Origin of the sequence: Spirosoma sp. 48-14, from assembly GCF_001898575.1 — a bacterium.
Classification (GTDB): Bacteria; Bacteroidota; Bacteroidia; order Cytophagales; family Spirosomataceae; genus Spirosoma.
The window spans coordinates 588660-614134 of the sequence record NZ_MKUD01000001.1 but is presented as its reverse complement, the minus strand read 5'-3'; the positions used below and the strand labels follow the sequence as shown (position 1 = coordinate 614134).

Here is a 25475-nt window from a genome sequence, read left to right as displayed (position 1 = left end):
TTCGTCAGGTAATAAAGAAACATCGGGCGATACCGCTACAACTGGTAGTGATAGTTCGGTATTTGGCTGGCAGAGTGATACGACGACCAACACGCTGAATGCACCAGAGCAGGCCCCTCCCGATAGTGCTAATGCTGGGGGAGCTGTGGTACCCGACGAGGTTGAAGTAAAACCTAAAAAATAATCGGGCTGGTCGATAAGTTGGTGTCTGAGTGCTTTGGTATTGGTTAACTTGCAGCCTTATTTACGCACTTGTACACTGACTTATTATGTTTGTTGACGCCATAGAACGCGTTGATTCATTTACCCGTCCACTGCATTCGATTGTTCGCCTGTACGGACATGATGGTATTATACCAGGAACGGCAACCTTATTTTTTGTAAACGAAGAAGCGTGCGCCATTACCTGCAAGCATGTGGCCGATTTAGTGGCGCAGGCAGATGCCATTTTTCAGAATTATCGTGAATTCCAGGGCGCTCGGCGCGATGTACTACGGGAGAAAAACGCGAATCACCTGATCAGCCAGCTCGAAACCAAATACAAGTTAAGCCCGGATACGATTATTCGTATCCGCAATAATTTCATTGGCTGTGTTGACCAGTTTCAGCGACTCAATATTGACCGACACCCCACTCAGGATCTGGCAATTCTTCGGTTTGAAGGCTATAAGCGTGTACTCTATAATTCCTATGCCACGTTTCTGCGTGATACGTCGCGCATAAAGCCGGGCCGTAGTTTGTGTCGATTAGGCTACCCCTTTCCTGAGTTTACCAACTTTCGCTACAATCCATCCATAGATGATATCGAATGGGATACAACTGGACGGATATTGTCGCCGTCGTTTCCAATCGATGGTATTGTAACCCGTTTGACGACCGATAATCGAGGGGTACTAGGTATTGAAATGAGTACGCCCGGATTGCGGGGCCAAAGTGGCGGCCCGCTTTTCGATACGAATGGCCTTATTTTTGGTATGCAGTCGTCCACGACTCACCTCCATCTGGGCTTTGATATTGAAGATCACGAAGTGCTGGTTAATGGTCGGAAAAGGCGTGTTTCCAACTATCCATTTCTGAACGTAGGTCGTTGTGTGCACGTCGATGTGATAAAAGCGTTTCTGCGGGAGAAAGGCGTCAACTATTACGAAGGCTAGCTGAATGACAATGGGTTGACGACTGTAAGGTTCCAGCCTTGACAACAATCAACCGGTTACTTCTGACAGGTTCTGACTGCTTATCAAGCATTGGTCGTATCTTTGGGCGGCCAACGCTCTATTCTATGTCTCAGCTAATCGCGAACAACTCAACGCAGGCTACTCTTTCGGCAGAAGCGCTCGCCTTGCTCAAACGACTGATTTCAACCCCTTCGTTCAGCCGGGAAGAGGCCCAGACAGCAGCCCTTATCGAAGCGTTTTTTCAGGAGAAACACATCCCTTTTCAACGACTGAAAAATAACCTTTGGGCTCAGAATCAGTATTTCGATGCAACGAAGCCAACGCTATTACTCAATTCACACCATGATACCGTAAAGCCAAATAAATCCTGGACGCTGGACCCGTTTACGCCGTTGGAGCAGGATGAAAAATTGTTTGGTTTGGGGAGTAATGACGCAGGGGGTTGTCTGGTATCGTTACTGGCAACCTTCGTTTATTTCTACAATCGCCCCGATATGGCGTATAATGTGGTGATGGCTGCTACCGCCGAAGAGGAAATTTCGGGACGGGATGGCCTGGAACTTGTGTTGCCATTACTGCCCCCCATTGATTTTGCCATTGTGGGCGAACCAACCGAAATGCAGTTGGCCATTGCCGAAAAAGGATTACTTGTGCTCGATTGCACAGCCCACGGGGTAAGTGGACATGCGGCTCGTGATGAAGGGGATAATGCGATTTATAAAGCCATCCAGGATATTAACTGGCTGATCAATTATCAGTTTCCTAAAGTATCACCTACACTGGGGCCAATTAAGCTATCGGTAACCATCATCAATGCCGGAACCCAGCACAACGTAGTACCCGATGCCTGCACATATACCATTGATGTTCGGGTGACGGAACAGTACACCCTAGAAGAAGTAATTGAAACCATCCAGGCAAATATTCAGGCAGAAGTGAAGCCCCGCTCTATTCGTCTGAAGCCATCCAGCATTCCGGCCGATCATCCGATTGTGAAGGCTGGCCTGGCGCTGGGGCGATTCACCTACGGTTCACCCACAACCTCCGATCAGGCTCTGTTAAGTTGTCCATCGCTCAAGTGTGGCCCAGGCCATTCGGGCCGTTCGCACTCAGCGGATGAATTTATTTACCTGCGCGAAATAGATGAGGGTGTACAAGGGTACATCCAAATGCTGGAACAAGTGCTGTGACTAGCGTGCCCAGAGCGCTGAGATCTTATTTTTTGGGTACTTTTATAGCCAAAATTTACCACTGATTACTAGTTCTATTCCTTTATGCGTCATTCCTTTTTAATGGGTTGTGTGGTGGTATTAGCCGCTTTTATGGCAAACGCACAACCTAAACCTACCCCTCGCCAACTAGCTTGGCAACCCCTCGAAACCACTGCATTTCTGCACTTTACGGTCAATACTTTTACGGATAAGGAATGGGGTGACGGAACCGAAAGTCCAGCGATTTTTAACCCGACCAAACTCGATGCCCGGCAGTGGATTAAGGCGCTGAAAGAAGCTGGTTTTAAGATGGCAATCATTACCGCCAAACACCATGATGGATTTTGCCTGTGGCCGTCTAAAATGACCGAACATTCAGTCAAAAACAGCCCCTGGAAGAACGGGAAAGGCGATGTAGTGAAAGAAGTTTCCGATGCCTGCCGTGAATTCGGGCTGAAATTTGGTGTTTATCTCTCACCCTGGGATCGTCATGAACCACGCTATGGTACAGCCGCTTACAACGATTATTATAAAAGCCAGCTTCGAGAACTGTTGACCAACTACGGTCCTGTTTCGGAGGTTTGGTTCGATGGTGCCAAAGGCGAAAATGCCAAAGACATGACCTACGATTTTGCTGGCTATTGGGCACTGGTTCGTGAGTTACAGCCGAATGCGGTGATGTTTTCCGATGCAGGCCCTGATGTACGCTGGGTGGGCAACGAAGCTGGTAACGCCGGAGAAACCTGCTGGTCGACCATCAATACGGAAGGATTGGCTCCGGGCGTAGCGGATTCAAAATACCTCAATCGGGGCGATGCGGCTGGTAAGCAATGGGTTCCGGCAGAAACCGACGTATCGATCCGTCCGGGCTGGTTTTATCATGCATCCGAAGACACCAAAGTGCGCTCGGGTAAGAACCTGGTGAATTTGTATTACCAGTCCGTTGGCCGGAACAGTTTGCTGCTGCTCAATGTGCCGCCCAATCGGGAGGGGTTATTCTCGGAGCCTGATCTGGCCAGTTTGAAGGAGTTTCGGAGTATTCTTGACGAAACCTTCAAGACCAATCTGGTAGCTAAGCAGCCTAAACTGACCGATAAAAAACTGGCTACGTTTACGACTCTATCGGCGAATCAGCCACTGGTTATTGAGTTGGGAAAAGAAGCAGAGTTCGACCGGATTTCGATTCAGGAAAATATCGCCAACGGCCAACGAATAGCTAGTGGCCGGGTCGAATACTGGAATGGCTCCGATTGGCAACCTCTGCAAACCTTTACAACTGTAGGCTACAAACGGCTGCTGCGCTTTCCGGCTGTGAAATCAACGAAGCTTCGTTTGTTCATTAATAATGCAAATGGATCAGTAGAGTTAGCTGAAGTAGGTGTTTATAAAGCGTCGTCGCGAGAGTAACATACGCGAGCTCTCCCGGAAGGTTTAGCTTTTCGGGCGTATTATAAACCCTTCCTTATTGCCGGTGAAAGCTCCATTTGTCGTTGTGCTGACGATTCTCCTTGTGGGAAATCTGTTAAGCGTATCTGCGCAGTCCTTATCTGATTCAATCCGTCTGAACCAGCTTGGTTTTTACCCAAACGCACCAAAGGTCGCTATTGTCGTTGGGCAAGCGTCAGGGGCGTTTGAGATAACAACTTCCGATGGCAAAAAGGTCGTGTTTAAAGGCATGCTCAGCCTACCCCGGACGAATGCCATCTCTGGCAAAAAGACGCATACGGCTGATTTTTCAGCCCTTAAAACAGCCGGTACGTTTGTGGTCAGTATTCCCGGACTAGGACATTCGGCTCCTTTTCGGATTGAACCGGATGTACACCGGGCTGCTGCCATTGGGTCGTTGAAAGGCTTTTATTATCAACGGGTATCGACTGACTTACCGGCAACCTTTTCTGGTAAATGGAGCCGCCCAGCGGGGCATCCCGATACGCGGGTGTTCATCCATCCGTCAGCGGCTTCGGCCAGTCGGCCCGTTGGGACTACCATTTCGTCGCCCCGTGGTTGGTACGATGCAGGTGATTACAATAAGTACATCGTCAATTCCGGCATTACGATGGGTACGCTTCTGTCGTTGTACGAAGATTTTCCGGCCTACTGTAAATCTCTGAAAACGAATATTCCCGAAAGTTCGAACGCCATCCCCGATTTGCTGGATGAAGTGCTCTGGAATTTGCGCTGGATGCTGACCATGCAGGACCCGGCCGATGGCGGTGTATACCATAAACTGACCAATGCCGGATTTGATGGGATGGTTATGCCCGATAAGGCTACTAAAGATCGCTACGTGGTTCAGAAAAGTATAACGGCCACCCTCGATTTTGCTGCTGTCATGGCTCAAGCTGCCCGCGTGTATAGGCCCTTTTCCCGAGAACTCCCCGGCCTGGCCGACTCCTGCTTGACAGCCGCTGAAACAGCCTGGCAGTGGGCGCAAAAGAACCCTGAACTGTATTATCGGCAGAACGAGATGAACAAGCAGTTCGACCCCGACGTAACCACCGGAAGCTACGAAGACCGAAGTGCCAGCGACGAGTGGATCTGGGCGGCTACGGAACTGTTTGTTACGACAAAAAAGGATACGTATGCCACAGCCGTGAACCTGTTTCCCGACGATAATACGCCTTTACCCGCCTGGCCTCAGGTTCGGACGCTGGCCTATTATACCCTGGGTCGCTTTGCTAAAGACAAGGCATTTCAGAGTCGAACCGAACTCGTTTCGGCCAGAAAGCATATCCTGAAACTGGCGGACGAATTGATTGCGGGTACCGACGAACAGGCATTTGGGACCGTTATGGGCAAATCGGCGAAGGATTTTATCTGGGGAAGTAGTTCGGTGGCGGCTAACCAGGGCATTGCGCTCATTCAGGCGTATCGGCAGACAGCGGATAAAAAATACCTAACGTATGCCCTGACCAATCTCGATTATTTATTGGGCCGTAATGCCGTAGGATACTCGTTTTTAACGGGTTTTGGGTATAAGTCAACGCTGAATCCGCACCACCGCCCTTCGGTAGCCGATGGCATCGAAGCACCTGTTCCCGGTCTGCTATCGGGTGGTACCAACGCCAATGCCGCGCGGCAGGATAAGTGTTCGGGCTATACCACAACCATCGCCGACGAAGTGTATCTGGATCAGTCGTGCTCGTATGCGTCGAACGAAATTGCCATCAACTGGAACGCCCCAATGGTGTATCTGACGACTGCCATTGAAGCGCTCCAGCGTGAAATGCCCAGTAAGTAATGAGAGGCATAGCCCATGCATGCATTAGAGGCTAGTAACGCGGGTGGAGACCCGTGATCGTTGACCCAATCGCGGGTTTCCACTCGCGTTACTGAGCTAGATACCCGCCATCGACGGGGTAATAGGAGCCTGTGACGAACGAAGCCTTATCGGACGAAAGCCAGACAACCAGTTCGGCCACTTCTTCGGACCGGCCCAGCCGACCAATGGGGTGAAGGGCAACCAGCATCTTGCGGGCTTCGTCGGGCAGGATGCGCAACAAAGGCGTATCGATATAACCCGGACCCACCGAATTGATCCGAATACCTTTGGGCGCATACTCGATAGCAGCCGTTTGGGTTAAGCCCAGAATGCCATGTTTGGCAGCCACATAACCGGGAGCCGACGCCGTACCGACCTGCCCTAAAATCGACGCCATGTTGATAATGGAACCGCCCGTATTCTGGCTAAGCATAGCTTCCAGTTCGTATTTCAGGCAATAGAATACGCTGTTGAGGTTAACATTGATGATGTGGTGCCAGCCTTCAATCGAGTAATCGCCGGTCATATTCATCTCACCACCAATGCCTGCGTTGTTGAAAGCAATATCAAGCGTGCCAAAAGTCTTAATTGTTTCCTGTATCAATTGCTGGCACTGGGCTGGGTCGCCTACATCGGCTTTTAAAAAGCGGGCTTTGGCACCGCTGGCCAGTATTTCTTCGGTAACCTGTTGGCCCTGTACCTCATCGACATCCGATAGTATTACATTGGCGCCATGTTGAGCGTATAAGATGGCGGTGGCTTTACCAATACCCGAAGCCGCTCCGGTTACTAAGGCTGTTTTTCCTGCTAAGTCCTGATCCATAACCTTGTTTGTTGGGAAGACATCTACTTAATGCCTTCCATGAATATCTTACGTTGACAATGCAAAGGAAGGGTATCGTTCGGGCTGGTATTATGAGCGTATACAGGTAGAATCCTGATAATTATCAGTGCAGGTGCTGGGTCAGTTTAGGCAAGAATATCGTGAATAACTTTGCCATGTACGTCGGTAAGCCGGAAGTTGCGCCCCTGGAAGGGGAACGTAAATTTCTCGTGGTTGAAACCCAGTACGTGCAAAATTGTGGCCTGTAAATCGTGAATGTGGGTTTTGTTGCGAACGCCATAATAACCAATTTCGTCGGTTTCGCCGTGGGAATAGCCAGCTTTAATACCACCACCCGCCATCCACATAGTAAACGCGTCGATATGGTGATCGCGCCCTTTAAACGGTGAATTATTATCCCCCGCCCGGTTTTCCATCATGGGCGTCCGGCCAAATTCGCCACCCCAGACCACTAACGTGTCGTCGAGCAGACCGCGTTGTTTCAAATCCTGAATCAGTGCCGTAATAGGCTTGTCGATAACCTGAATATTTCGGCGCAGACCTTCGTCAACACCACTGCCCGCGTCGGTGCCGTGCGAATCCCAGCGTCGGTCGAAGAGCTGAACAAATCGAACCCCTTTTTCCAGCAGTTTACGGGCCAGCAGGCAATTGTTGGCAAAGGAAGCTGCGCCCGGTTTGGCACCATACCAGTCCTGTACCCATTGAGGTTCATCGGTAATATCCATCGTTTCGGGAACTTCCGATTGCATCCGATAGGCCAGTTCATACTGCGAAATCCGGCTCAGAATTTCGGGGTCACCGATTTCCTGATGCTCCAGTTCGTTGATCTGGTTGATGACGTCGATGGATTTTTTGCGAAGCGAATCACTAACCTCCGCCGGGTTTTTGATATAGAGCACAGGCTCACCCATGGAACGGCATTGTACGCCCTGATATACCGTAGGCAGAAACCCACTACCCCAAACTGATTTGCCTGCACTAGGCTCCTGACCCGATACCAGCACCACATAGCCCGGCAGGTTCTGGTTTTCGGAGCCTAGCCCATACGTAACCCAAGCGCCCAGGCTTGGGCGGCCCAACCGTGGACTACCCGTGTGCATAAACAGCTGAGCGGGTGCATGATTGAACTCGTCGGTGTGCATCGCTTTCAGAAAGGTAAGCTCATCAACAATCTTGGGCCAGTGCTGAAAATAGTCAGACAGCCACGCCCCCGATTGGCCATGCTGCTCAAAGCAGGACTGCGGCCCCAGCATTTTCGGAACGCCTTTAATGAATGCGAACCGTTTGCCTTCCAGCAACGAGGGAGGGCAGAGTTGTCCGTCGAGTTTGGCCAGGTCGGGTTTATAATCAAACAGTTCCAGTTGCGAAGGTGCTCCTTCCATGTGCATAAACAATACCCGCTTTGCTTTGGGCGACTGAATTGGACTAATCGGCTTCAGCGGATTTTCGTTGGTGGTTGGCGAACTGCCCAACCCACAACTATCCAGCAACGACAGCATCGCCAGCGAGCCTAAACCCGATGTACACTGTTTCAGAAAATGCCGTCTTGTGTTGAACGTTGCCTGATTCAATACGGCCTCATCGAAGAGCGTAAGTCGTTTCATTTGGTTAGTGTTTCGTCCAGGTTCAACAGCACATTCGCCACCATCGATAGCGCACCGAACTCAGGTGGTTGCGTTGACGGGATGGTTTTGGATTGCTTTTTTTGCGTATTCAGATGGAGTGCATCCAGATAAAATTTTTCCAGCAAGGCCAGCTTTTCGTCCGACGGTTTACGATACATAATTTGTTCATAGCCAGACGTGAGCTTTCTGGATAAATCGCCTTTCTGATGACTCATGAGCGAAGCCAGGCCATGCGCTGCTTCCGTATAAACCGTATCGTTCAGTGTAATCAGTGCCTGCAACGGGGTATTCGTCCGCACGCGCCGGGATACACAAAGGTTTCGTTGGGGCGTATCGAACGTGACCATCGACGGATACGGATTGGTGCGCTGCCAGAAGGTGTACAAAGCCCGGCGATGGCGATTGTCGGGTTGTTCATCTTTCCAGGACCCATTGGTTGGGTTAAACGGTCGGACACTGGGGCCGTACAGTTTATTATTGAGCAAACCACTGACGGCTAGTGCCTGATCGCGGATTTGTTCGGCTGTCAGGCGAACGCGGGGGCCGCGAGCCAGCAGGAGATTACGGGGGTCTTTTTTCTGGAGTTCGGGCGAAACCACAGCCGATTGCCGATAAGTAGCCGAAAGCACCATGTCGCGCAGGAGTTTTTTTACACTCCATTTGTACTCATCCTGAAACCGCACGGCCAGCCAATCAAGCAGTTCCGGGTGGGTCGGTTTGGCACCCATCGTACCGAAATCTTCCAGCGTTTCCACTAATCCATACCCGAAAAGCTGCTCCCAAAACCGATTGACCATCACCCGCGCCGTAAGCGGATTATTTTGACTGACCATCCAGCGGGCCATAGCTAACCGATTGTCTACCAATTGTCCGGCTTCCCTACGAATCGAGTGGGGAACATCGGGGTTGACCTGCTTCCCTTTGGTAAGCCAGTTACCCCGAATGAAAACGTTCGTTTTCCGGCTTCGACTCGCAGGTCGTTCGAGAATGACTGGTGTGCCGGTGGCCGGAATTAAAGCCAGTGAATCGACCAGCTTACGTAGCGTTTGATTGCGATTGATAGGCGCGTTTTCGACCTCAAGCTGAAGCCAGTCCATATGGAGCAAGTCGCTCCGAAACTCTTTGTCCTTATGAAACACAACAAAAAGCGCGTGCCGACCTACCGTTTTTTGGATAGGTGCCCGGAACGTGCCAAAGGTTTTCCACTTGTACCAGGCTCCTGGATCACCTTCCTGAGTAGCTGGAACATGGGCGCGGCTGATGAGTGGGCCATCAGGCCGGTCGAGGTGCAGTTCAACGAAGGACGGAAACGAAGTCGTATAGCGGTAAACTATGTTCGATACGTTGGTTAAGTCCACATCATTATATGAGCAGAAAGCCCCTTCGGTGGTCTGCATAATGGTGGTCTGGTTGTCGTATAGCTCAATGTGTCGGCTGGTGCTGTCGAAATCTTCGGCCTCAATTTTTCGGTAACCGAGCTGGCTCAGTAAATCCTGACGCTGTAGATTCAGGTTCAACGGGCGATGGAGTGACTGAACGACTGGATTGTTGGACAGCGTTTGGATCCAGGTCATTAACCCCTTTACTTTTTGTTCGTTTTCGGGGGTAAAGGTGTACAGTTTCGGTTTTTCGTTGTACAGATCGGCATCCTGACTATTGTTGAAATAGGCAAAAAACTTGTAGAACTCTTCATGCCGGATGGGGTCATAGGGGTGGCTGTGGCATTGTACACAGGCCATTGTCGTCCCCTGCCAAACCTCCCAGGTTGTACTCACCCGGTCGATCAGGGCCATGTTTCGGAATTCCTCATCGTTGGTCCCACCTTCATCGTTCGACATTGTATTCCGGTGAAAGGCCGTTGCAATCAGGTGGTTATCGGCGGTTGGGGCATCCTTCGCCGGTAACAGATCGCCTGCCAGTTGCTCGACTGTAAATCGGTCAAACGGCATATCCTGATTAAACGCCCGAATGACCCAGTCGCGGTAGAGCCAGATGCTTCGTTCAAGGTCTTTTTCGTACCCTTTGGAGTCGGCATACCGGGCCAGATCGAGCCACATCGATGCCCAACGTTCGCCAAAATGGGGCGATTGAATGAGCTTATCGACCAGTTTTTCGTAAGCATTCGGTGATTTATCCGCCATAAATTCGGCCGCTTGCTGAGTTGTGGGCGGTAGTCCGGTCAGATCCAGGCTCACCCGACGCAGCAGCGTGGCTCTATCGGCTTCGGGCGAGGGGCTAAGTCCTTCCTGTTGCAATCGTTCGTAAACGAAACGATCAATCCCGTTTTTAGCAAAGGAGTCGCCTGTGTTGGGCGGGGTAATGCTACGGTCAGGAGGGATGTAGGCCCAGTGGTCTTCCCATTCGGCACCCTGATCAATCCAGTTGCTAATGAGGTCGATTTCCTGCTTCGTCAGGGGTTCATGCTCAAGTGGCATTCGCAGTTCAGGATCATCGATCACCAGCCGTTTTATCAGTTCCGATTCGTCGGCGTGGCCCGGTACAATAGCGTACTTCCCCGACTTGGCCTTTCCTAATGCATCTTCACGAAACAACAGACTGAAACCACCGCTTTGTTTAATGCCACCATGACAGGTAATGCATTTGGCATTGAAAATCGGGCGAATGTGCTGGTTATAGCTAATCTTCTCGGTTGTGAAAAGTCCGCGTACCGTAAAAGCTGCTACTACAAGTGCCCCCAGAATACCAACTAACCAATAGGGTTTCATGCCGATCTATAATAGCCGCTTTGTAATATGAACTAAAGCGGACGTTTGATAATGGGGTAATCCCCGGTTATTCAGATGCTTATTGTCTATTTCTCATAAACGAGCTGCTGGGGCTTATCTACCTGTTAATAGATAAATTTTTGCCTCTAGGATGGGTAATTGCCCCCGAGCAACAAATGCTGTACCTTGCCGGTTAATTATTTGATGTATCATTTAGCCATTAATCGCTACTCATGTTGTATCCGCTAACCTTCGAAACGATTTATAAAGACAAGATCTGGGGGGGACAGAAAATCAAAACCATTCTTGATAAAGACTTTTCGCCACTGCCCAATTGTGGTGAAACCTGGGAAGTATCGGATGTAGAGGGGAATGAATCGATTGTGAAGGAAGGTAGCTTACAAGGGAAATCGCTGCACGAGCTGGTCGAGCAATACAAGGAAAAACTGGTTGGCGAACATGTCTACGCGCAATACGGAAACCGCTTTCCACTATTGATTAAATTCATTGATGCCAACGACGATCTGTCGATTCAGGTACATCCAGACGATGCGCTGGCGAAGGAGCGTGGAACGGGCTTCGGCAAAACCGAGATGTGGTACATCATGCAGGCCGATGAAGGGGCAAAACTGAACTCCGGTTTCAATCGGGAGGTAACGAAAGATGAATATGTGAAAGCCGTTGAGGATAATACCATTCAGGATTTGCTCAATATCGAAACCGCTCAACCTGGTGATGTATTCTTCCTGCCTGCGGGTCGGGTTCATTACATTGGGAAAGGGTTATTGCTGGCTGAAATTCAGCAGACGTCCGATACAACGTACCGAATTTACGACTTCGACCGGGTAGATGCTACGACGGGCAAAAAACGCGAACTCCATACAGAACAGGCCGTCGATGCCATTGATTATCACTATTACGGTCAATATAAAACCCAGTACGACAAGAAACTTAACGAAAGCGTCAACGCAGTAAAAAGCGACTATTTTGTAACGAATGTGCTGAATTTCAATCAGGAAGTGGCGCACGATTATACGCATATTGACTCGTTCGTTATCCTGATCTGCGTGGCGGGTGGCTTAACCATCGAAACAACCGGCGGCTACAGTGTATCGCTCAAAATGGGCCAGTGCGCCCTGATTCCGGCATCCATCAATAACGTAACGCTCGTACCCGATGGCGATATGACCGTATTGGAAACATATGTACCGTAAGTCGGAACCAGGAACCGGGATTTAGCCGATTGATGGATTAAACAGATTTTGTTCATTTCCTTTGTCGAAAACAAAATCTATTTAATCCATCAATCTGTTTAATCCTGGTTCTGATGCGCTATTGTTTTGCCCTTGATCTGAAAGATGACCCTACGCTGATTGCTGAATACGAACGTTACCATGAGCGTCTCCGCCCCGAAATCGAAGCGAGTATTCGTGAGTCGGGCATTACCGATATGGAGATTTACCGGATTGGTAATCGATTGTTCATGATTATGGAGACCGACGAAACCTTCTCGTTTGATGCCAAAGCGGCTGCCGATGCCGCCAACCCAAAAGTGCAAGAGTGGGAGACGTTGATGTGGTCTTACCAACAAGCCCTACCTATGGCCAAACCCGGCGAAAAATGGGTACTCATGAACCAGCTATTTAAGCTGTAATTTATTCATGATTTTCTAAAGCTTCTTTTTTGTCCTTCCGACTGTAAGGAGGAATCTCAAGGCTACTCCCTACGGTCGTAAGGACAAAATCCTTCATTTTCACCTTGATTTAGAAATCCTGTGTATTTCATAATTTTTTTACTGGTATGTAAAGTTTATTTTACAATATGGAAAATCCGTTTTACGTTTGTTGTGTAAAACAAACTTTACACGCTAATGAAAACGAAGTGGCTTTTTCCGCATTCATACCGCCTGATTGGCTGGTTGATTTTTGTACCGTCAGCTACTCTTGGGCTGGCTGCTCTATATGCTGATTTTAATATCTTTTCGTTGGTTGGAGCGCTCTTCAACAAGAAGGAGTTAGCCCAGGAAAAAAACTATAGCCTGAGTGCTTTCTTCAATAGCGATAACATGACTGATGAAGTAGGAGCGATAGGCGTTATTATAGGGCTTCTATTGATTGCTTTCTCGCGCGAGAAAACGGAAGACGAAATGATTAGTCAGCTTCGACTTGAGTCATTACAATGGAGTGTGTATGCTAACTATATTATTTTGGCCATTGCTATTTTGTTATTTTATGATGGCGCATTCTTTAATGTCATGATTTACAACATGTTCACGGTGTTGCTGGTATTTATCATTCGCTTTCGCTGGCTCATGTCTGGCAGCACGATCGTACGTTATGAAAAATCGACTGAAAGTTGAACGAGCCGAGCAAAGTCTGTCGCAGGCTGATCTGGCTGATCGGATTGGGGTGAGCCGCCAAACGATCAACTCCATTGAAGCAGGGCGTTACGTACCGTCGACGATATTGGCCCTAAAACTGGCGCAGGTTTTCGGTAAACCGGTTGAGCATATCTTTACGCTCGAAGAAACGGACTAGCACCTATGCCGAACCTGTATATTCTGGCTGGACCTAATGGAGCCGGGAAAACAACAACTGCCTATACACTGTTGCCCGAAGTCTTACATGTTCGGGAGTTTGTTAATGCGGATGAGATAGCAAGAGGATTATCTCCATTCAACGTTGAAGACGTTGCGTTTGAAGCCGGACGTATTATGCTAAATCGGATTGAACAACTTATGTATCAACATGTCGATTTTGCTATTGAGACAACTCTGTCCACGCGTTCGTATGTGCAAATGATTCAACGAGCGAAGAGGACTGGTTATCAGGTTACGCTTATTTTTATATATTTATCTTCGGCGGAGTTAGCTGTTAGCCGAGTGGCCAAAAGAGTATCAATGGGTGGACACCATATCCCGACTGACGTTGTTCATCGTAGGTACGAGCGGGCATTAATGAACTTGTTTTCGCTGTATCTGCCTATTTGTGATTTCTTTCTGATCGTCAATAATAGCGGTGAAGAACCTATCGAAGTGGCAAAAGGCGGCATATTGGCCAGTGAGACAATACAGAACTTAGTATTATGGAATTCGTTGAAGAATAAGTATGGAAACGGAAACAAAGAAGGAGGACATGGCTGAGAAAATTATGCAAGGTTTTCGACTTGCTCATAAACGGTTGATAGAAAAGGCAAAACGGGAAGATGATTCGTTGGTAATTGAGCGAGATGGAAAACCCATTCGGGTTAAAGCCCGTGATCTGTAAGGTTTAGTATTAGAAGTGGGAATGGCGGACACATAAAAAAGTATGCGTCCGCCATTCCCACTTCTAATACTAAAAAAAGGCGCCTGCTGTGAAGTGGGTGCTTTGGTAGAGCTTTTATGAAAGTTATTTATTGGATGTACGACTATCCAGTGATTAAGCCACAAGTGTTGACGAATCCACGTATATAAAGCTGGCTCTACTACATGATCGAGATTCGGAACCTCACCAAACAGTTTGCTACACACACGGCCGTTTTTGATCTCTCGATCAACGTTGCGAAGGGCGAAACACTGGTTTTATTAGGCACGAGTGGATGCGGCAAAACCACTACACTCAAAATGATTAATCGGCTGATCGAACCGACCAGTGGTTCAATCAGCTTGGGTGGAGTTGATGTGAGGAAACAGCCTGCTTTCGAACTTCGGCGACGGATTGGGTATGTTATTCAGGATGGAGGATTATTTCCGCATTATACAGTTGCCGAAGCCATTGCAACCGTCCCTAACTTACTTGGCTGGCAACCAGAAACTATTCAGGAACGTATTCGCGAATTGATTGATAAACTGCGGCTACCTCAAACGCTGTTGTCTAGGTATCCTGCCGAGTTGAGTGGGGGCCAGCGTCAGCGGGTGGGGTTGGCGAGGGCATTGGCGGTTCGGCCACCTGTTGTGCTGATGGATGAGCCGTTTGGCGCCCTTGACCCTTTTACACGTCGGCAGGTTCGTCGGGAATTATTCGGCCTGAATGAGTTACGCGAAACAACGGTGGTGCTGGTGACTCATGATGTGAATGAAGCGCTGGAACTGGCCGACCGCATTGCCCTGATGGATGCTGGGCAGATTGTGCAGATAGGTACGCCCGATACGTTGCTGAAATCACCTGTCTCTGATTTCGTTCGGGATTTTATGGACGATAAACCCCACCGTTTGCATGACTGATTTCGTGACGTTTGTTCGGGAGCATGCCGATAAATTGCTGGAGCAAACGCTGACGCATATCGGCCTAACGGCTGTGTCTTTATTCCTGGCTCTGTTGTTGGGGGTGCCGCTGGGTATCCTCATTTCGCGTCGCTCACGATTAGCCGGTAGCGTATTAGGTATTGCCGGTGTGTTACAAACGGTTCCTAGCGTGGCCTTACTTGGTTTCCTGATTCCAGTTTTAGGTATCGGGGTTGGCCCCGCACTGATGGCGCTTTTTCTGTATGCGCTTCTGCCTATAATCCGAAATACATATGTAGGCATTAAGGAAGTGGATGCGTCGGTGAAAGAGGCCGCTCGTGGTATTGGCATGACCGATGGGCAGGTATTAACAAAAGTGGAGTTACCGCTTGCCCTGCCTGTGATTTTCGCGGGAGTTCGGACCGCAACGGTCATAAATGTAGGGGTAGCTACGCTGGCAGCTTATGTGGCTGCCGGTGGATTGGGTGAATTTATTTTTAGCGGTATTGCCCTTAGCAATGTAAATATGATGCTGTCGGGTGCTATTCCGGCAGCCTTATTAGCGGTTGGTTTCGATGCGGCTCTCGCCCGATTGCAGCGATTGTCGGTACGGAAGCTTCGCGTTGGTGCATTGGTTTTTGTACTACTTGTGCCGTTTTTATCCGCTTTTTACTGGCTATCGGGTCAGCAGGACAAGTTGGTGGCCGGATTCGCGCATGAGTTTTACGGTCGGGCCGATGGCTACCCTGGTTTACAGAAAACGTACGGTCTGACCCTTCGCCCGCGCCTGATCGATCAGAACCTGATGTATGAAGCCATTCATCGGGGCCAAGTCGATATCATTAGTGGTTACTCGACCGATGGACGAATTAAAGCGTATGATCTGCTGGTATTGACCGATAATCGGTATGCCTTTCCACCCTACGATGCGGCCCCGGTTATTCGACAGACAACATTGAATCGTTTCCCAGCGTTAGGGCAAATCTTGAATCGGCTGGCTGGTCAGTTGACTGATTCGGTTATGACAGCACTGAATTATCAGGTCGATTATCAAAAGCAGTCGACGGAGGCTGTGGCGCGTAATTTTTTAAACCAGATTGGCTTATTCAAACCGCCACAACCGGGCGAACGCGATGAAACGGTTGTGATGGGTTCGAAAGTATTTACGGAGCAATACATTCTGGCCGAAATGTACCGGCAATTGATCGAAGGACATACACAACTTCGGGTCGTTACCAAAACGGGGCTGGGAGGCACTCAAATCTGTTTCGATGCCTTGCGAACTGGAGCGATTGATTTTTATCCAGAATACACAGGTACGGGATTGCTGGTGGTTTTACAGCCTTCAGCGAGCGTGTTGGATCATCTGCCGATGCAATCGGATACAATTTATCAATATGTCCGGCAGCAATTCCAGCAACAGTATCAATTGGATTGGCTGAGGCCGCTAGGCTTTAACAATAGCTATTGCCTGATGATGCGACGCGAGCAAGCTAATCAATTGGGGATTAAGACTATTGAGGATTTGGTGGACTATCTGGCAAATAAATAGAACACGGATTTTTATGATGATTATCATTGACCCAGATCTTAATCATCGTAAAAGTCTGTGTTCTATTTATTTAAGCCTGTTGTAGCAATGTCAGCCAGGCGTCTTTCACATTGTTATCGGCCAATAATTTTTTAGCCCGAAGGTGTAGCAAATCGGGTAAGTACTGGCAACCGTATCTGGCTTCTTCGAATAACTCATGTAGAATTCCCGATTCCCGATAGGTACTGATTTCCTCTGATGTAGGCAGAGTCGAAAAACTGCCCAATTTTCCCAGATCATTGCCGGATAAAATGGCGCTGTTTCGAATTGAATCCGGAAGCTGATCAACGCCAATCCCCACTTTCGGGCGGGTCACTTCAAATAGGGCGTCGCCTTGCGCCCGTGCATACCAGTCTCCGCCCATACGACCGATCAGATCAATCCGGTGAGGATCAATCAGACCTGCCTCATCGAAAATAGTATCCTGAAAATGAGCCATAACAATTTCGCAGACGACTAAATGCCCTGCTCCAGGTAAGTCGGCCTGTTGGTTCATCGGAATGATCTGCCGGACCAGGCATTCGTAGGACGCAGGTGATTCGGCAACGCGGGGTGGACGGACCCGATCTGAGGGGATGGCTGTGAAGCCGCCTTTTTCGAATTCATTGATGCCCCGTTCAAATTCGGCACTAGTAAGCGACATCTGCTCAACCATCGCATAGTTGACAATATTGATCACCACTTCGCCTACTTCACCCAGATTGAGTAATGTGTGCTTTTTGTGTCCACGTCGGTTAATGGTTGGAATAAAAATCAACGTCGGTGGGTTGTATCCGGCGATATTGAAAAAACTGAACGGACTCAGGTTCACATTGCCTTGCGAATCAACGGTACTGGCAAACGCAATGGGCCGTGGCCCTACAGTACCGATCATGTACCGATAAAATTCGTTTGGGGCTAAGTCGGCGGGGTTGACGGTTTTCATGAATAGAGTTTACCTGCTACTTCACCAAGTTCAATGATACTATGTTTGTTTCGAGCTGTAGCGCGGAACGTTACCTGATCGCCATCGACCAGGAAGGTTCGGGTTACAGATTCGGAGATATGCAGCGGATGTTCACCGTTCCAGCTTAGTTCAAGTAGTGAACCGTAGCTACCTGGCAAATGGTCCGACGTTTCGGGCCCCGAAATTGTACCCGTAGCCAGCACATCACCAACATTCAGGTTGCAGCCATTAACGGTATGGTGCGCAATCATTTGTGCAAAACTCCAGTAAAGATAACGGGTATTAGTACGGCTGATACAAATTTCGGTGCTATCGGCGGGTTGTAGCCAGATTTCCAGATCAATGTCGAAATGAGCCGGGTAATGGCTTCGCAGATAGGGTAGGGGCGTAGGTTGCTGCGTTGGGCCTGCTACACGAAACGGCTCCAGATCCGCAAAAGGAACCACCCAGGCCGAGATACTGGAGGCAAAATTTTTACCCAGAAATGGGCCCAGCGGCTGGTACTCCCACCGCTGTATGTCACGGGCCGACCAGTCGTTGAAGAGCGTAATCCCAAAAATATAATCTTCGGCCTCAGCTACCGAAATAGGTTCGCCCAATGGATTTGATTTTCCAATAACCAATCCCAGTTCCAGTTCAAAATCCAGCTTCTGCGACGGTCCGAAAACGGGTTGTTTATCATCGCCAAGGAACTGCCCATTCGGTCGGCGAATAGGCGTGCCAGATACCACGATGGAGGAAGATCGACCATGGTAAGCTACCGGCATATGCCTATAGTTGGATAGCAACGGTTCGGCATTGGGCCGGAACATACGCCCTACATTCTCGGCATGATGGATGCCCGCATAAAAATCAGTGTAGTCGCCAATGCGAACCGGCAAGTGCATCTGTACCCGCGATTGGTGAATAAAAACCTGATCATGCACATCGGCAAAGGCGTGGGCTTCAGCGGCTAAAAGCTCTTTCAGTCGTTGCCGAACAGCAAGATGCGTAGGCTTCCCCAGGGCGATGAACGCATTCAGTACCGGTTGAGCAAATACGGCCGGGTCAATGGCCAGATCGTTGAAATAACCTAGCAACCCAACCACTTCCAGATCAAGCACATAATTGCCGTGTTTGAACCCGACGCGGGGCGAAGCAATGCCATAACTGAAAATGCCGTACATAGGTAATGCGTAATGCGGGTGGAAACCCGCAACTGTAGTTGTCAAGCGCGGGTTTCCACCCGCATTACGTCAATCACTGATATTGCTATAAATCGAATCCATAATTCGGACGAAATGCTGGTAGTCTTCGTCGCTCAGATCGCCCCAGCCTTTGCGTCGCATAGCGGATACGACAGGTAAAACTTCATGGTATTTGGCCTCTCCCATGTCGGTCAGGTACACCAGGAATTTTCGGCGATCCGTATCGGTCATGCGTCGTTCGGTAAGCCCTTTCTGCGAAAGCAGATCAATAATCCGGGTAACAGTCGGCGCATCTTTGGTGGTTATTTCCGAAATCGTATTCTGACTGATGCCAGGGTTTCGATAAAGATGGTCAATCACAACCCACTGATCGACAGTTAGATCGAAGCCTGCATCGTTGAATTGCTTTTGCAGGGCGTTCCGAATCTTCTTGATTGTGGTATCAATCTTAAAAAAATAAGCACGCGTGTCAGATGGATGCGTCACGATTAATGATTAATGAATAATGTACGATGTACAATGGCCTGGTTATGAGTCTCTATTTAAGTAAGAGCTGAATCGGCAGTCCAAAATTATACATTATCCATTACACATTCGGGGTTGCCCGTGCGATTCATTTGCAGGAGTTCGTCCAGCACCGATTCAATTTGCGGTACAGAATGATAAAGCTGCTCGTAGCTGTCGATCACAAAATACTGCTCCTGAAAATGGTCGATGATATAGGGTGTTTTGAGCAGGATTTCGACATTATACGGCACGCGTTTAGGCACGGGACTGTACAAACTGTACGTTGTTTCGCCCAGCGACGACAGGATTCCCCCGCCATAAATCCGCAGTTCGCTGCCTTCCTGAATTAACCCGAATTCGACCGTATACCAGTACAGTCGGGAAATCATGGCAATCGCTTCTTCGCTCTCGATGTGATGTAGGGCAATGCGGCTAAGAGCGGCCAGAAAATCACAGAACGCCTGATTTGATAGCATGGGTACATGCCCGAAGGTATCATGAAACATATCGGGTTCGGGGAGGTACTCCAGTTGGTCACGCCGACGAAGCCAGGTTGTAGCCGGGAAATTCCGGTTGGCCATCAGTTCAAAAAACGTCCGGTTCGGAATCAATCCTTCAACAGCGCAAACCCGCCAATCTGTCAGGGCCTTCAATCGTGGGTTCAAATCCCGTTCAAAATCCGGTATACGGTCGGCCCGAAAGCCCGTCGCAACAATTCCATCCAGATACGCCTGACTTGCCTTACCGGGCAACTGGGCCATCTGCCGTTCGAACAACAGCCGCCAAACGGCCTGATCGTCGGGAGTATACTGGGAATAGGTCTGGTTCATTTTAAAGAGCGAAAGAATGAAAGAGCGAAGGGGCAAAAGAAGGGTATAGAATGGAATCACTCATTCACTCTTTCGCTCTTTCACTCATTGTTAAAGTGTTCCCCGTAAGGCTTGTTCACGTTCGATGGCTTCGAAGAGGGCTTTGAAGTTGCCTTTGCCGAAAGAGCGGGCTCCTTTTCGCTGAATGATTTCGAAGAAAAGCGTAGGGCGTGGGCAAATGGGTTTGGTGAAAATCTGAAGCAGGTAGCCTTCGTCGTCGCGGTCGGCCAGGATACCTAACGGGCGTAGGGTATCAATTTCTTCGTCAATTTTACCAACGCGCTGGGCCAGCTCGTCGTAATACGAACTTGGTACGCTCAGGAACTCAACTCCCCGTTCGCGCAGTGCCAGTACCGTTTCCACTATGTTGTCAGTGGCCACCGCGATGTGCTGTACACCCGGTCCGCCATAAAAGTCCAGATACTCTTCAATCTGCGATTTCTTTTTACCTTCGGCGGGTTCGTTGATCGGGAATTTGACGCGACCGTTTCCATTGCTCATTACCTTGCTCATCAGGGCCGTATATTCCGTTGAAATATCTTTGTCATCGAACGAAACGAGTTGCTGGAAACCCATCACATCGTGATAAAAATTCATCCACACATTCATCTCGTGCCAGCCTACATTCCCGACCATATGGTCCACATATTGTAAGCCCACATCGCTTGGATGGTAGTCAGGTTGCCAAGTCTCATAGCCCGGCAGAAATACGCCCTTGTAGTTGTTGCGCTCCACAAAAATATGCACCGTATCGCCATAGGTATGAATGCCTGAACGGACAACGTACCCCGTATCATCCTGTTCACGAGTAGGTTGCATAAATGGCCGGGCTCCCCGGTTAACCGTTTCTGTAAAAGCCCGGGTTGCGTCATCGACCCATAGAGCGACTACCCGGACGCCATCGCCATGCTGGTCGATATGGCGGCCTATGTCGCTATTGTCATGTAGGGGTGAAGTTAGCACGAGTCGGATTTTATCTTGCTGGACCACATACGATTCGCGGTCGCGCAATCCTGTTGACAAACCCGCATGGGCAACAGGCTGAAAACCAAAAGCGGTCTGGAAATAATGAGCCGACTGCCGGGCGTTGCCTACGTACAGTTCAAGATAATCCGTGCCATTGAGGGGTAAAAAATCCACCTGGCTGGTTGGAGAAGTCGTTTGGGGTTCTACGAGTTCGAGGGTTTCCATAGTTGTTTGTTGATGTTTGTAGCGCGGGTGAAAACCCGCTACGTTATAGCTAAATCGCGGGTTTCCACCCGCGTTACTCCAGCCATGATTTATAGTATTTACCGTCGTCAATGCGGAGTGCCTGTTCGGTCAGCATAAGGGGCCGGAACGTATCGACCATGACGGCGTATTCCTGCGTTTCTGTCTTGCCAATACTGCGCTCCATAGCACCCGGTGCCGGGCCGTGTGGAATACCACCGGGATGCAGGGTAATGTGTCCCTGAGCAATGTCGTTCCGACTCATAAAATCACCATCGACATAATAAATAACCTCGTCGGAGTCGATGTTGGAATGATTGTAAGGTGCCGGAATTGCCAGTGGATGATAATCGAACAGCCGGGGCACAAACGAACAGACGACAAACGAATCGGTCTGGAAGGTCTGATGCACTGGCGGGGGTTGATGAACGCGTCCTGTAATGGGTTCGAAATTTAAAATGGAGAAGGCATACGGATAATTGTACCCATCCCAGCCGACCACATCGAATGGGTGCGAAGCGTATACCAGCGAATGAAGCGCGCCCTGCTTTTTGATTTTGATCAGAAAATCGCCCGTTTCATCATGCGTTTCAAGATCGCGTGGCTGTACAATATCCCGCTCGCAGAAGGGGGCGTGTTCGAGCAATTGACCGAAATGATTTCGATACCGTTTGGGGGTATAAATCGGTGAATGCGATTCAACATATAACAATCGGTTGTTGTCGCTATCAAACTCGATCTGGTAAATCATCCCCCGCGGAATAATCAGATAGTCGCCATACTGAAAAGGAATTGTTCCCAGCAACGTTCGCAATCGGCCAGTGCCTTTATGCACAAATAGCAGTTCATCGGAATCGGCATTTTTGTAGAAATAACTGGTCAGCGATTGACGTGGGGCTGCCAGACCAAAAATCAGATCGTTGTTAACCAGTAGTGGAGTCCGGCTTTCCAGAAAATCGTCGGCTGGTTCGATCGTGAAGCCAATCAACTTCCGCGACAGCATATTTTTCGCGACGGCCAGTTTTGGCGTTACATCAACGCTATCGAGCACTTCACGTACCATCGTCGGTCGGTGAACGTGGTACAGCAGCGACGACATACCCTCAAAGCCAATGGTTCCAAACAGTTGTTCGTAGTACAAGCCTTGCCCGTCGGGCTTAGCGAACTGCGTATGCCGCTTGGGAGGAATCTGGCCGAGGGTATGATAAAAAGGCATGTTCTTCGAAATATATTTAGTTGTTGTAGCAACTATTGTTTAGCATACAATTATAACGACAACTAAATTAAATAGTATATTGTTTAGAAAAATTTCTATTAAATGGTGTTCTGTGGGATAAAGTGCGTTGTAATTCAGTTTAGATGATAGTACATAGCCCTTTTTTCTAATTTTGGGCTGAACTCAATTCGCGATAAGGTTTTGCACAGAGATGCATGGAGGAAAAGGAGATGTACAGCGTTCTTCTTTGAATCGTTTAGGTAAGCATCTTTGTGGAATTCCCTTCTCTCAAAAGATAACTAACGACTAGAAATGCAACCTACCCTTTTGATTCTGGCGGCTGGTATGGGTAGCCGCTACGGAGGTATCAAACAGCTTGATCAGTTTGGGCCAAATGGCGAAACCATCATAGATTACTCACTTTTCGATGCAATTCGGGCTGGTTTCGGCAAGGTTGTGTTTATTATTCGGGAAGAACTTCGGCAGGATTTCGAAGAGGTTTTTGGCGCGAAGCTGGCCGGTAAAATCGAGATAGATTATGCCATTCAGGCACTCGACTCCTATGTGCCTGCTGAAGTTGGCCCTGTTAAGCGGACGAAACCCTGGGGGACTGGGCATGCCATGCTCTGTGCTAAAAATCATACGCAAACACCTTTTGCGGTAATTAATGCCGATGATTTTTATGGCCTCGAAGCGTTTCAGCTTATCAGCGACTTCCTGACAACCGATACGGATGACGAGCTTCATGCTATGGTCGGCTATGAAGTTAAGAATACGCTTTCCGAAAATGGGTCGGTATCGCGCGGTGTTTGCGAAGTGGCTGAAAATGGCAACCTGATTTCGGTAATCGAGCGGACGAAAATCTACGAAACGGAGAAGGGTGAACAGCCAAAGATTGTCTTTGAAGAAGCGGATGGACTAACTCCATTATCGCCCGAAACTCCGGTTTCGATGAATTTCTGGGGCTTCAAGCCGAGTGTATTCCCACTGGTGCAACACCAGTTTGAGAGTTACGCCATTGCCAACATCGACTCACCAAAGGCTGAGTTTTACATACCTACGGTGATGACTAATCTGATCGAAACCGATACGGGGCATTGTAAAGTATTCCGTAGTCGGTCGGCCTGGTTTGGGGTAACCTATCCTGACGATAAGCCAACGGTGCAGGCTGCCCTGAAAAAACTGCATGACGAAGGGGCTTACCCGGCTAAACTTTGGTAAAGTGGTTTATGATATATGGTTTATGGTAGCACATTCAAAAGCTATGTTGAATCTGCTACCATAAACCATATTAATTGTAAGCTCGGATGATAATTGACAGGGAAATACCTCCCAAGACTACCAGCAGCCAGAGTAACCAGCGAGCCATACCGGGAGAAGAATCTTCCTCGCTATAAATTGATTCAGAGCGTATTGGGCTGGGTACCGTATCGATTAACTCATTCAACTTGTTTAGCTCTGGATCGCTGGCCAGTAGTGAGCCGAGGCCGGAGGGAAAGGCAGAAGCTACATACTCTCCCTGACTATTGAGCAAATCAGTTAAGCCAGACAGGCCATGGTATTCATTGCTCATCTGCTCACTCAACAGGCTGAGCAGAACAGAAGCTGTAAGGTTCGTTATCGTGGCAGACGAGAATTGACGGACCCCACTATAAGCGGCCAGTCTGTTGGTCAACGTCCTGCTTTTTTCTTCAAAAATGCCCTGTACAAGCGTTGCTCCCGTTTGCATAACGCTACTGGATTCCTGCTGATTGATAAGCCATTCAGCTAATTGGTTCATTAAGTTATCAATGGGGGTAAGCATTTCATCTTCCTCTGGCGGCATTAGTTCGCCCAGTAAATCCATGATTAGAATAGCCCCACTTGGTTCGGACGATTTTTGAATCAAGCCACTTAAAAGAGCGGATAGCGCCCCCTCAAATGTCTTTTGTGTGTGCTGTTGGCTTTCATCCAATAGGTTGCTAACCTGACTAACGATGCGGCTGTCAAGATACCTGTTGGCTGATTCTAACAGATTTATGGACGACATGTGAACGACAAGTTAAGAGCAATAGCTAGTCATGAATGGGCGATTATAGGTGACCTAAGGCACTGGAGAGCTTGGTACGCAGTTAGACGCTTTGCCTGTTTTTAGTCACAGGACATGCGTTGAATTTATACGTAAAGGCGTTTATCGATACTTTAACTGGTCAGAAACGTATATAAAAAAACTGCTGTTGACCGGACTAGCCAGTCAACAGCAGTTTATAAAGCGAGTAGTTAATTGATTAACTAGTCCGTTCCGGGAATTTTTCGACAATACGCTCGGCTTCTTTGGTAAGCTGAGCGGTAATACGCGAGGGGTCAGCTACCGCATTTTGAACCGATCCGCGCCAGACCAACTTGTGTGTTCTGGCATCGACCATATCGACAACCAGGGTCCCTGCCTGGTATTGCTCCTGCGTGTATTGCGTACCTCCCCAGCCCCACCAGCCAGGACCCCATCCGCGATAACCCCAGCGGCCCCATCCCAGGTAAGGACCATAAAAAGGCGAAGTCGGATTGGCAACGGTACGGGTTTTGTTTTCTACGAAGAAATGGTAGCCAATTATCAAATCGGGTTGCGAGTTACTCTCGGTCAGACCTTTCTGCCGTAGTACATCACTCATCGTATTTTCGACACTTTCAGTAGCCAGCTGATTATAGTAGAGCGGATTCTGTCCTGCCTTAACGTCTGAGTCCATCCAGGCGAACGTTTTATATTTACTAAAATCCGCTTGACTACTGCTATCAACCGCCACGCGAGGGGAGCAGCCGAAAGACGCAGCCAATAAGCTTACAACAATCAATAACCGTTTCATAACGCTGTTCATTTAGTATGCCTTCTAAACGAACTGTTCTAGGAAAGGTTTGCTTTTCAGAGG

The 25475-nt window shown here is 48.9% G+C and carries 24 protein-coding genes; 13 read left to right on the top strand and 11 right to left on the bottom strand.

What is annotated here, in order from left to right; translation table 11 throughout:
* The first annotated feature begins 269 nt into the window (after nt 1–269).
* From BGO59_RS02435 to BGO59_RS02420, 4 genes are all read left to right on the top strand, one after another.
* The gene (locus BGO59_RS02435; protein ID WP_293679878.1) at nt 270–1154 is read left to right on the top strand and encodes a trypsin-like peptidase domain-containing protein; all 885 of its coding nucleotides are present in this window, start codon (nt 270–272) and stop codon (nt 1152–1154) included.
* Between the two features lie 125 nt (nt 1155–1279).
* Nucleotides 1280–2365, top strand: coding sequence for a M20 family metallo-hydrolase (locus BGO59_RS02430; RefSeq protein WP_293679875.1), 1086 nt, complete (start codon nt 1280–1282; stop codon nt 2363–2365).
* An 84-nt stretch (nt 2366–2449) separates the two neighbouring features.
* Nucleotides 2450–3793, top strand: coding sequence for an alpha-L-fucosidase (locus tag BGO59_RS02425; protein ID WP_293679872.1), 1344 nt, complete (start codon nt 2450–2452; stop codon nt 3791–3793).
* Nucleotides 3794–3857: 64 nt separating this feature from the next.
* Complete coding sequence (locus BGO59_RS02420) at nt 3858–5627, top strand: glycoside hydrolase family 9 protein (RefSeq protein WP_293679869.1); 1770 nt, start codon at nt 3858–3860, stop codon at nt 5625–5627.
* Between the two features lie 88 nt (nt 5628–5715).
* On the opposite strand, the gene BGO59_RS02415 is transcribed toward BGO59_RS02420, so the two are convergent.
* The 3 genes from BGO59_RS02415 to BGO59_RS02405 form a co-directional block, all read right to left on the bottom strand.
* A complete protein-coding gene (locus BGO59_RS02415; protein ID WP_293679866.1) occupies nt 5716–6471 on the bottom strand; it encodes an SDR family oxidoreductase in 756 nt (251 codons plus the stop codon).
* 146 nt (nt 6472–6617) lie between these two features.
* Nucleotides 6618–8096: a DUF1501 domain-containing protein gene (locus tag BGO59_RS02410; RefSeq protein ID WP_293679864.1), complete on the bottom strand. Its 1479-nt coding sequence runs from the start codon at nt 8094–8096 to the stop codon at nt 6618–6620.
* The gene (locus tag BGO59_RS02405) at nt 8093–10843 is read right to left on the bottom strand and encodes a DUF1553 domain-containing protein (protein WP_293679861.1); all 2751 of its coding nucleotides are present in this window, start codon (nt 10841–10843) and stop codon (nt 8093–8095) included. Before BGO59_RS02405 ends, BGO59_RS02410 begins: the two co-directional genes overlap by 4 nt.
* A 233-nt stretch (nt 10844–11076) precedes the next feature.
* Between BGO59_RS02405 and BGO59_RS02400 the strand changes: the two genes are divergently transcribed.
* The 8 genes from BGO59_RS02400 (at nt 11077) to BGO59_RS02365 (ending at nt 16599) form a co-directional block, all read left to right on the top strand.
* Nucleotides 11077–12057 (top strand): type I phosphomannose isomerase catalytic subunit, encoded by a 981-nt coding sequence (locus BGO59_RS02400; protein ID WP_293679859.1) that lies wholly within the window; start codon nt 11077–11079, stop codon nt 12055–12057.
* A gap of 113 nt (nt 12058–12170) precedes the next feature.
* Nucleotides 12171–12497, top strand: a complete 327-nt coding sequence (locus BGO59_RS02395) for an L-rhamnose mutarotase (RefSeq protein ID WP_293679856.1) — start codon at nt 12171–12173, stop codon at nt 12495–12497.
* Between the two features lie 216 nt (nt 12498–12713).
* Complete coding sequence (locus BGO59_RS02390) at nt 12714–13202, top strand: hypothetical protein (RefSeq protein WP_293679854.1); 489 nt, start codon at nt 12714–12716, stop codon at nt 13200–13202.
* A complete protein-coding gene (locus tag BGO59_RS02385) occupies nt 13180–13380 on the top strand; it encodes a helix-turn-helix transcriptional regulator (RefSeq protein WP_293679851.1) in 201 nt (66 codons plus the stop codon). Before BGO59_RS02390 ends, BGO59_RS02385 begins: the two co-directional genes overlap by 23 nt.
* A gap of 5 nt (nt 13381–13385) precedes the next feature.
* On the top strand, nt 13386–13985 hold the full coding sequence (locus tag BGO59_RS02380; protein ID WP_293679849.1) for a zeta toxin family protein: 600 nt from the start codon (nt 13386–13388) through the stop codon (nt 13983–13985).
* Nucleotides 13978–14109, top strand: coding sequence for a hypothetical protein (locus BGO59_RS02375; protein WP_293679846.1), 132 nt, complete (start codon nt 13978–13980; stop codon nt 14107–14109). The genes BGO59_RS02380 and BGO59_RS02375 overlap by 8 nt, the downstream gene beginning before the upstream one ends.
* Nucleotides 14110–14312: 203 nt before the next feature.
* Entirely contained in the window at nt 14313–15047 is a 735-nt protein-coding gene (locus BGO59_RS02370; RefSeq protein WP_293679843.1) for an ABC transporter ATP-binding protein, read from the top strand.
* Nucleotides 15040–16599, top strand: a complete 1560-nt coding sequence (locus BGO59_RS02365) for an ABC transporter permease/substrate-binding protein (RefSeq protein WP_293679841.1) — start codon at nt 15040–15042, stop codon at nt 16597–16599. Before BGO59_RS02370 ends, BGO59_RS02365 begins: the two co-directional genes overlap by 8 nt.
* Nucleotides 16600–16669: 70 nt before the next feature.
* Here the strand turns inward: BGO59_RS02365 and BGO59_RS02360 are convergent, their stop codons facing one another.
* The 6 genes from BGO59_RS02360 to BGO59_RS02335 form a co-directional block, all read right to left on the bottom strand.
* Complete coding sequence (locus BGO59_RS02360) at nt 16670–17563, bottom strand: flavin reductase family protein (protein ID WP_293679838.1); 894 nt, start codon at nt 17561–17563, stop codon at nt 16670–16672.
* Nucleotides 17560–18795, bottom strand: a complete 1236-nt coding sequence (gene fahA / locus BGO59_RS02355) for a fumarylacetoacetase (protein WP_367120173.1) — start codon at nt 18793–18795, stop codon at nt 17560–17562. Before fahA ends, BGO59_RS02360 begins: the two co-directional genes overlap by 4 nt.
* A gap of 24 nt (nt 18796–18819) precedes the next feature.
* Nucleotides 18820–19257: a MarR family winged helix-turn-helix transcriptional regulator gene (locus BGO59_RS02350; RefSeq protein ID WP_293679835.1), complete on the bottom strand. Its 438-nt coding sequence runs from the start codon at nt 19255–19257 to the stop codon at nt 18820–18822.
* Nucleotides 19258–19343: 86 nt separating this feature from the next.
* The gene (phhA, locus tag BGO59_RS02345; RefSeq protein WP_293679832.1) at nt 19344–20108 is read right to left on the bottom strand and encodes a phenylalanine 4-monooxygenase; all 765 of its coding nucleotides are present in this window, start codon (nt 20106–20108) and stop codon (nt 19344–19346) included.
* A gap of 90 nt (nt 20109–20198) precedes the next feature.
* Nucleotides 20199–21338 carry a 4-hydroxyphenylpyruvate dioxygenase gene (gene hppD / locus BGO59_RS02340; protein WP_293679830.1) on the bottom strand — a complete coding sequence of 380 codons (1140 nt, stop codon included), beginning with the start codon at nt 21336–21338 and terminating at the stop codon, nt 20199–20201.
* A gap of 73 nt (nt 21339–21411) precedes the next feature.
* A complete protein-coding gene (locus BGO59_RS02335) occupies nt 21412–22572 on the bottom strand; it encodes a homogentisate 1,2-dioxygenase (RefSeq protein WP_293679827.1) in 1161 nt (386 codons plus the stop codon).
* Nucleotides 22573–22884: 312 nt separating this feature from the next.
* Here BGO59_RS02335 and BGO59_RS02330 point away from each other — a divergent pair, with 312 nt between their 5' ends.
* Complete coding sequence (locus BGO59_RS02330; protein WP_293679825.1) at nt 22885–23793, top strand: sugar phosphate nucleotidyltransferase; 909 nt, start codon at nt 22885–22887, stop codon at nt 23791–23793.
* A 70-nt stretch (nt 23794–23863) separates the two neighbouring features.
* On the opposite strand, the gene BGO59_RS02325 is transcribed toward BGO59_RS02330, so the two are convergent.
* Both BGO59_RS02325 and BGO59_RS02320 read right to left on the bottom strand, forming a co-directional pair.
* On the bottom strand, nt 23864–24601 hold the full coding sequence (locus tag BGO59_RS02325) for a DUF937 domain-containing protein (RefSeq protein ID WP_293679823.1): 738 nt from the start codon (nt 24599–24601) through the stop codon (nt 23864–23866).
* Between the two features lie 238 nt (nt 24602–24839).
* On the bottom strand, nt 24840–25412 hold the full coding sequence (locus tag BGO59_RS02320) for a DUF4136 domain-containing protein (RefSeq protein ID WP_293679821.1): 573 nt from the start codon (nt 25410–25412) through the stop codon (nt 24840–24842).
* Nucleotides 25413–25475 lie beyond the last annotated feature (63 nt).

Excerpts from the sequence above, each read along its gene's own strand:
- BGO59_RS02425 (WP_293679872.1), top strand. The coding sequence starts at position 2,450 with ATGCGTCATTCCTTTTTAATGGGTTGTGTGGTGGTATTAGCCGCTTTT.
- phhA (WP_293679832.1), bottom strand. The coding sequence starts at position 20,108 with ATGAACCAGACCTATTCCCAGTATACTCCCGACGATCAGGCCGTTTGG.
- BGO59_RS02380 (WP_293679849.1), top strand. The coding sequence starts at position 13,386 with ATGCCGAACCTGTATATTCTGGCTGGACCTAATGGAGCCGGGAAAACA.
- BGO59_RS02405 (WP_293679861.1), bottom strand. The coding sequence starts at position 10,843 with ATGAAACCCTATTGGTTAGTTGGTATTCTGGGGGCACTTGTAGTAGCA.
- BGO59_RS02330 (WP_293679825.1), top strand. The coding sequence starts at position 22,885 with ATGCAACCTACCCTTTTGATTCTGGCGGCTGGTATGGGTAGCCGCTAC.
- hppD (WP_293679830.1), bottom strand. The coding sequence starts at position 21,338 with ATGGAAACCCTCGAACTCGTAGAACCCCAAACGACTTCTCCAACCAGC.
- BGO59_RS02375 (WP_293679846.1), top strand. The coding sequence starts at position 13,978 with ATGGCTGAGAAAATTATGCAAGGTTTTCGACTTGCTCATAAACGGTTG.
- BGO59_RS02365 (WP_293679841.1), top strand. The coding sequence starts at position 15,040 with ATGACTGATTTCGTGACGTTTGTTCGGGAGCATGCCGATAAATTGCTG.
- BGO59_RS02400 (WP_293679859.1), top strand. The coding sequence starts at position 11,077 with ATGTTGTATCCGCTAACCTTCGAAACGATTTATAAAGACAAGATCTGG.
- BGO59_RS02430 (WP_293679875.1), top strand. The coding sequence starts at position 1,280 with ATGTCTCAGCTAATCGCGAACAACTCAACGCAGGCTACTCTTTCGGCA.
- BGO59_RS02370 (WP_293679843.1), top strand. The coding sequence starts at position 14,313 with ATGATCGAGATTCGGAACCTCACCAAACAGTTTGCTACACACACGGCC.
- BGO59_RS02325 (WP_293679823.1), bottom strand. The coding sequence starts at position 24,601 with ATGTCGTCCATAAATCTGTTAGAATCAGCCAACAGGTATCTTGACAGC.
- BGO59_RS02360 (WP_293679838.1), bottom strand. The coding sequence starts at position 17,563 with ATGAAAACCGTCAACCCCGCCGACTTAGCCCCAAACGAATTTTATCGG.
- BGO59_RS02415 (WP_293679866.1), bottom strand. The coding sequence starts at position 6,471 with ATGGATCAGGACTTAGCAGGAAAAACAGCCTTAGTAACCGGAGCGGCT.
- BGO59_RS02385 (WP_293679851.1), top strand. The coding sequence starts at position 13,180 with ATGAAAAATCGACTGAAAGTTGAACGAGCCGAGCAAAGTCTGTCGCAG.
- BGO59_RS02335 (WP_293679827.1), bottom strand. The coding sequence starts at position 22,572 with ATGCCTTTTTATCATACCCTCGGCCAGATTCCTCCCAAGCGGCATACG.
- BGO59_RS02395 (WP_293679856.1), top strand. The coding sequence starts at position 12,171 with ATGCGCTATTGTTTTGCCCTTGATCTGAAAGATGACCCTACGCTGATT.
- BGO59_RS02390 (WP_293679854.1), top strand. The coding sequence starts at position 12,714 with ATGAAAACGAAGTGGCTTTTTCCGCATTCATACCGCCTGATTGGCTGG.
- BGO59_RS02410 (WP_293679864.1), bottom strand. The coding sequence starts at position 8,096 with ATGAAACGACTTACGCTCTTCGATGAGGCCGTATTGAATCAGGCAACG.
- BGO59_RS02435 (WP_293679878.1), top strand. The coding sequence starts at position 270 with ATGTTTGTTGACGCCATAGAACGCGTTGATTCATTTACCCGTCCACTG.
- BGO59_RS02320 (WP_293679821.1), bottom strand. The coding sequence starts at position 25,412 with ATGAAACGGTTATTGATTGTTGTAAGCTTATTGGCTGCGTCTTTCGGC.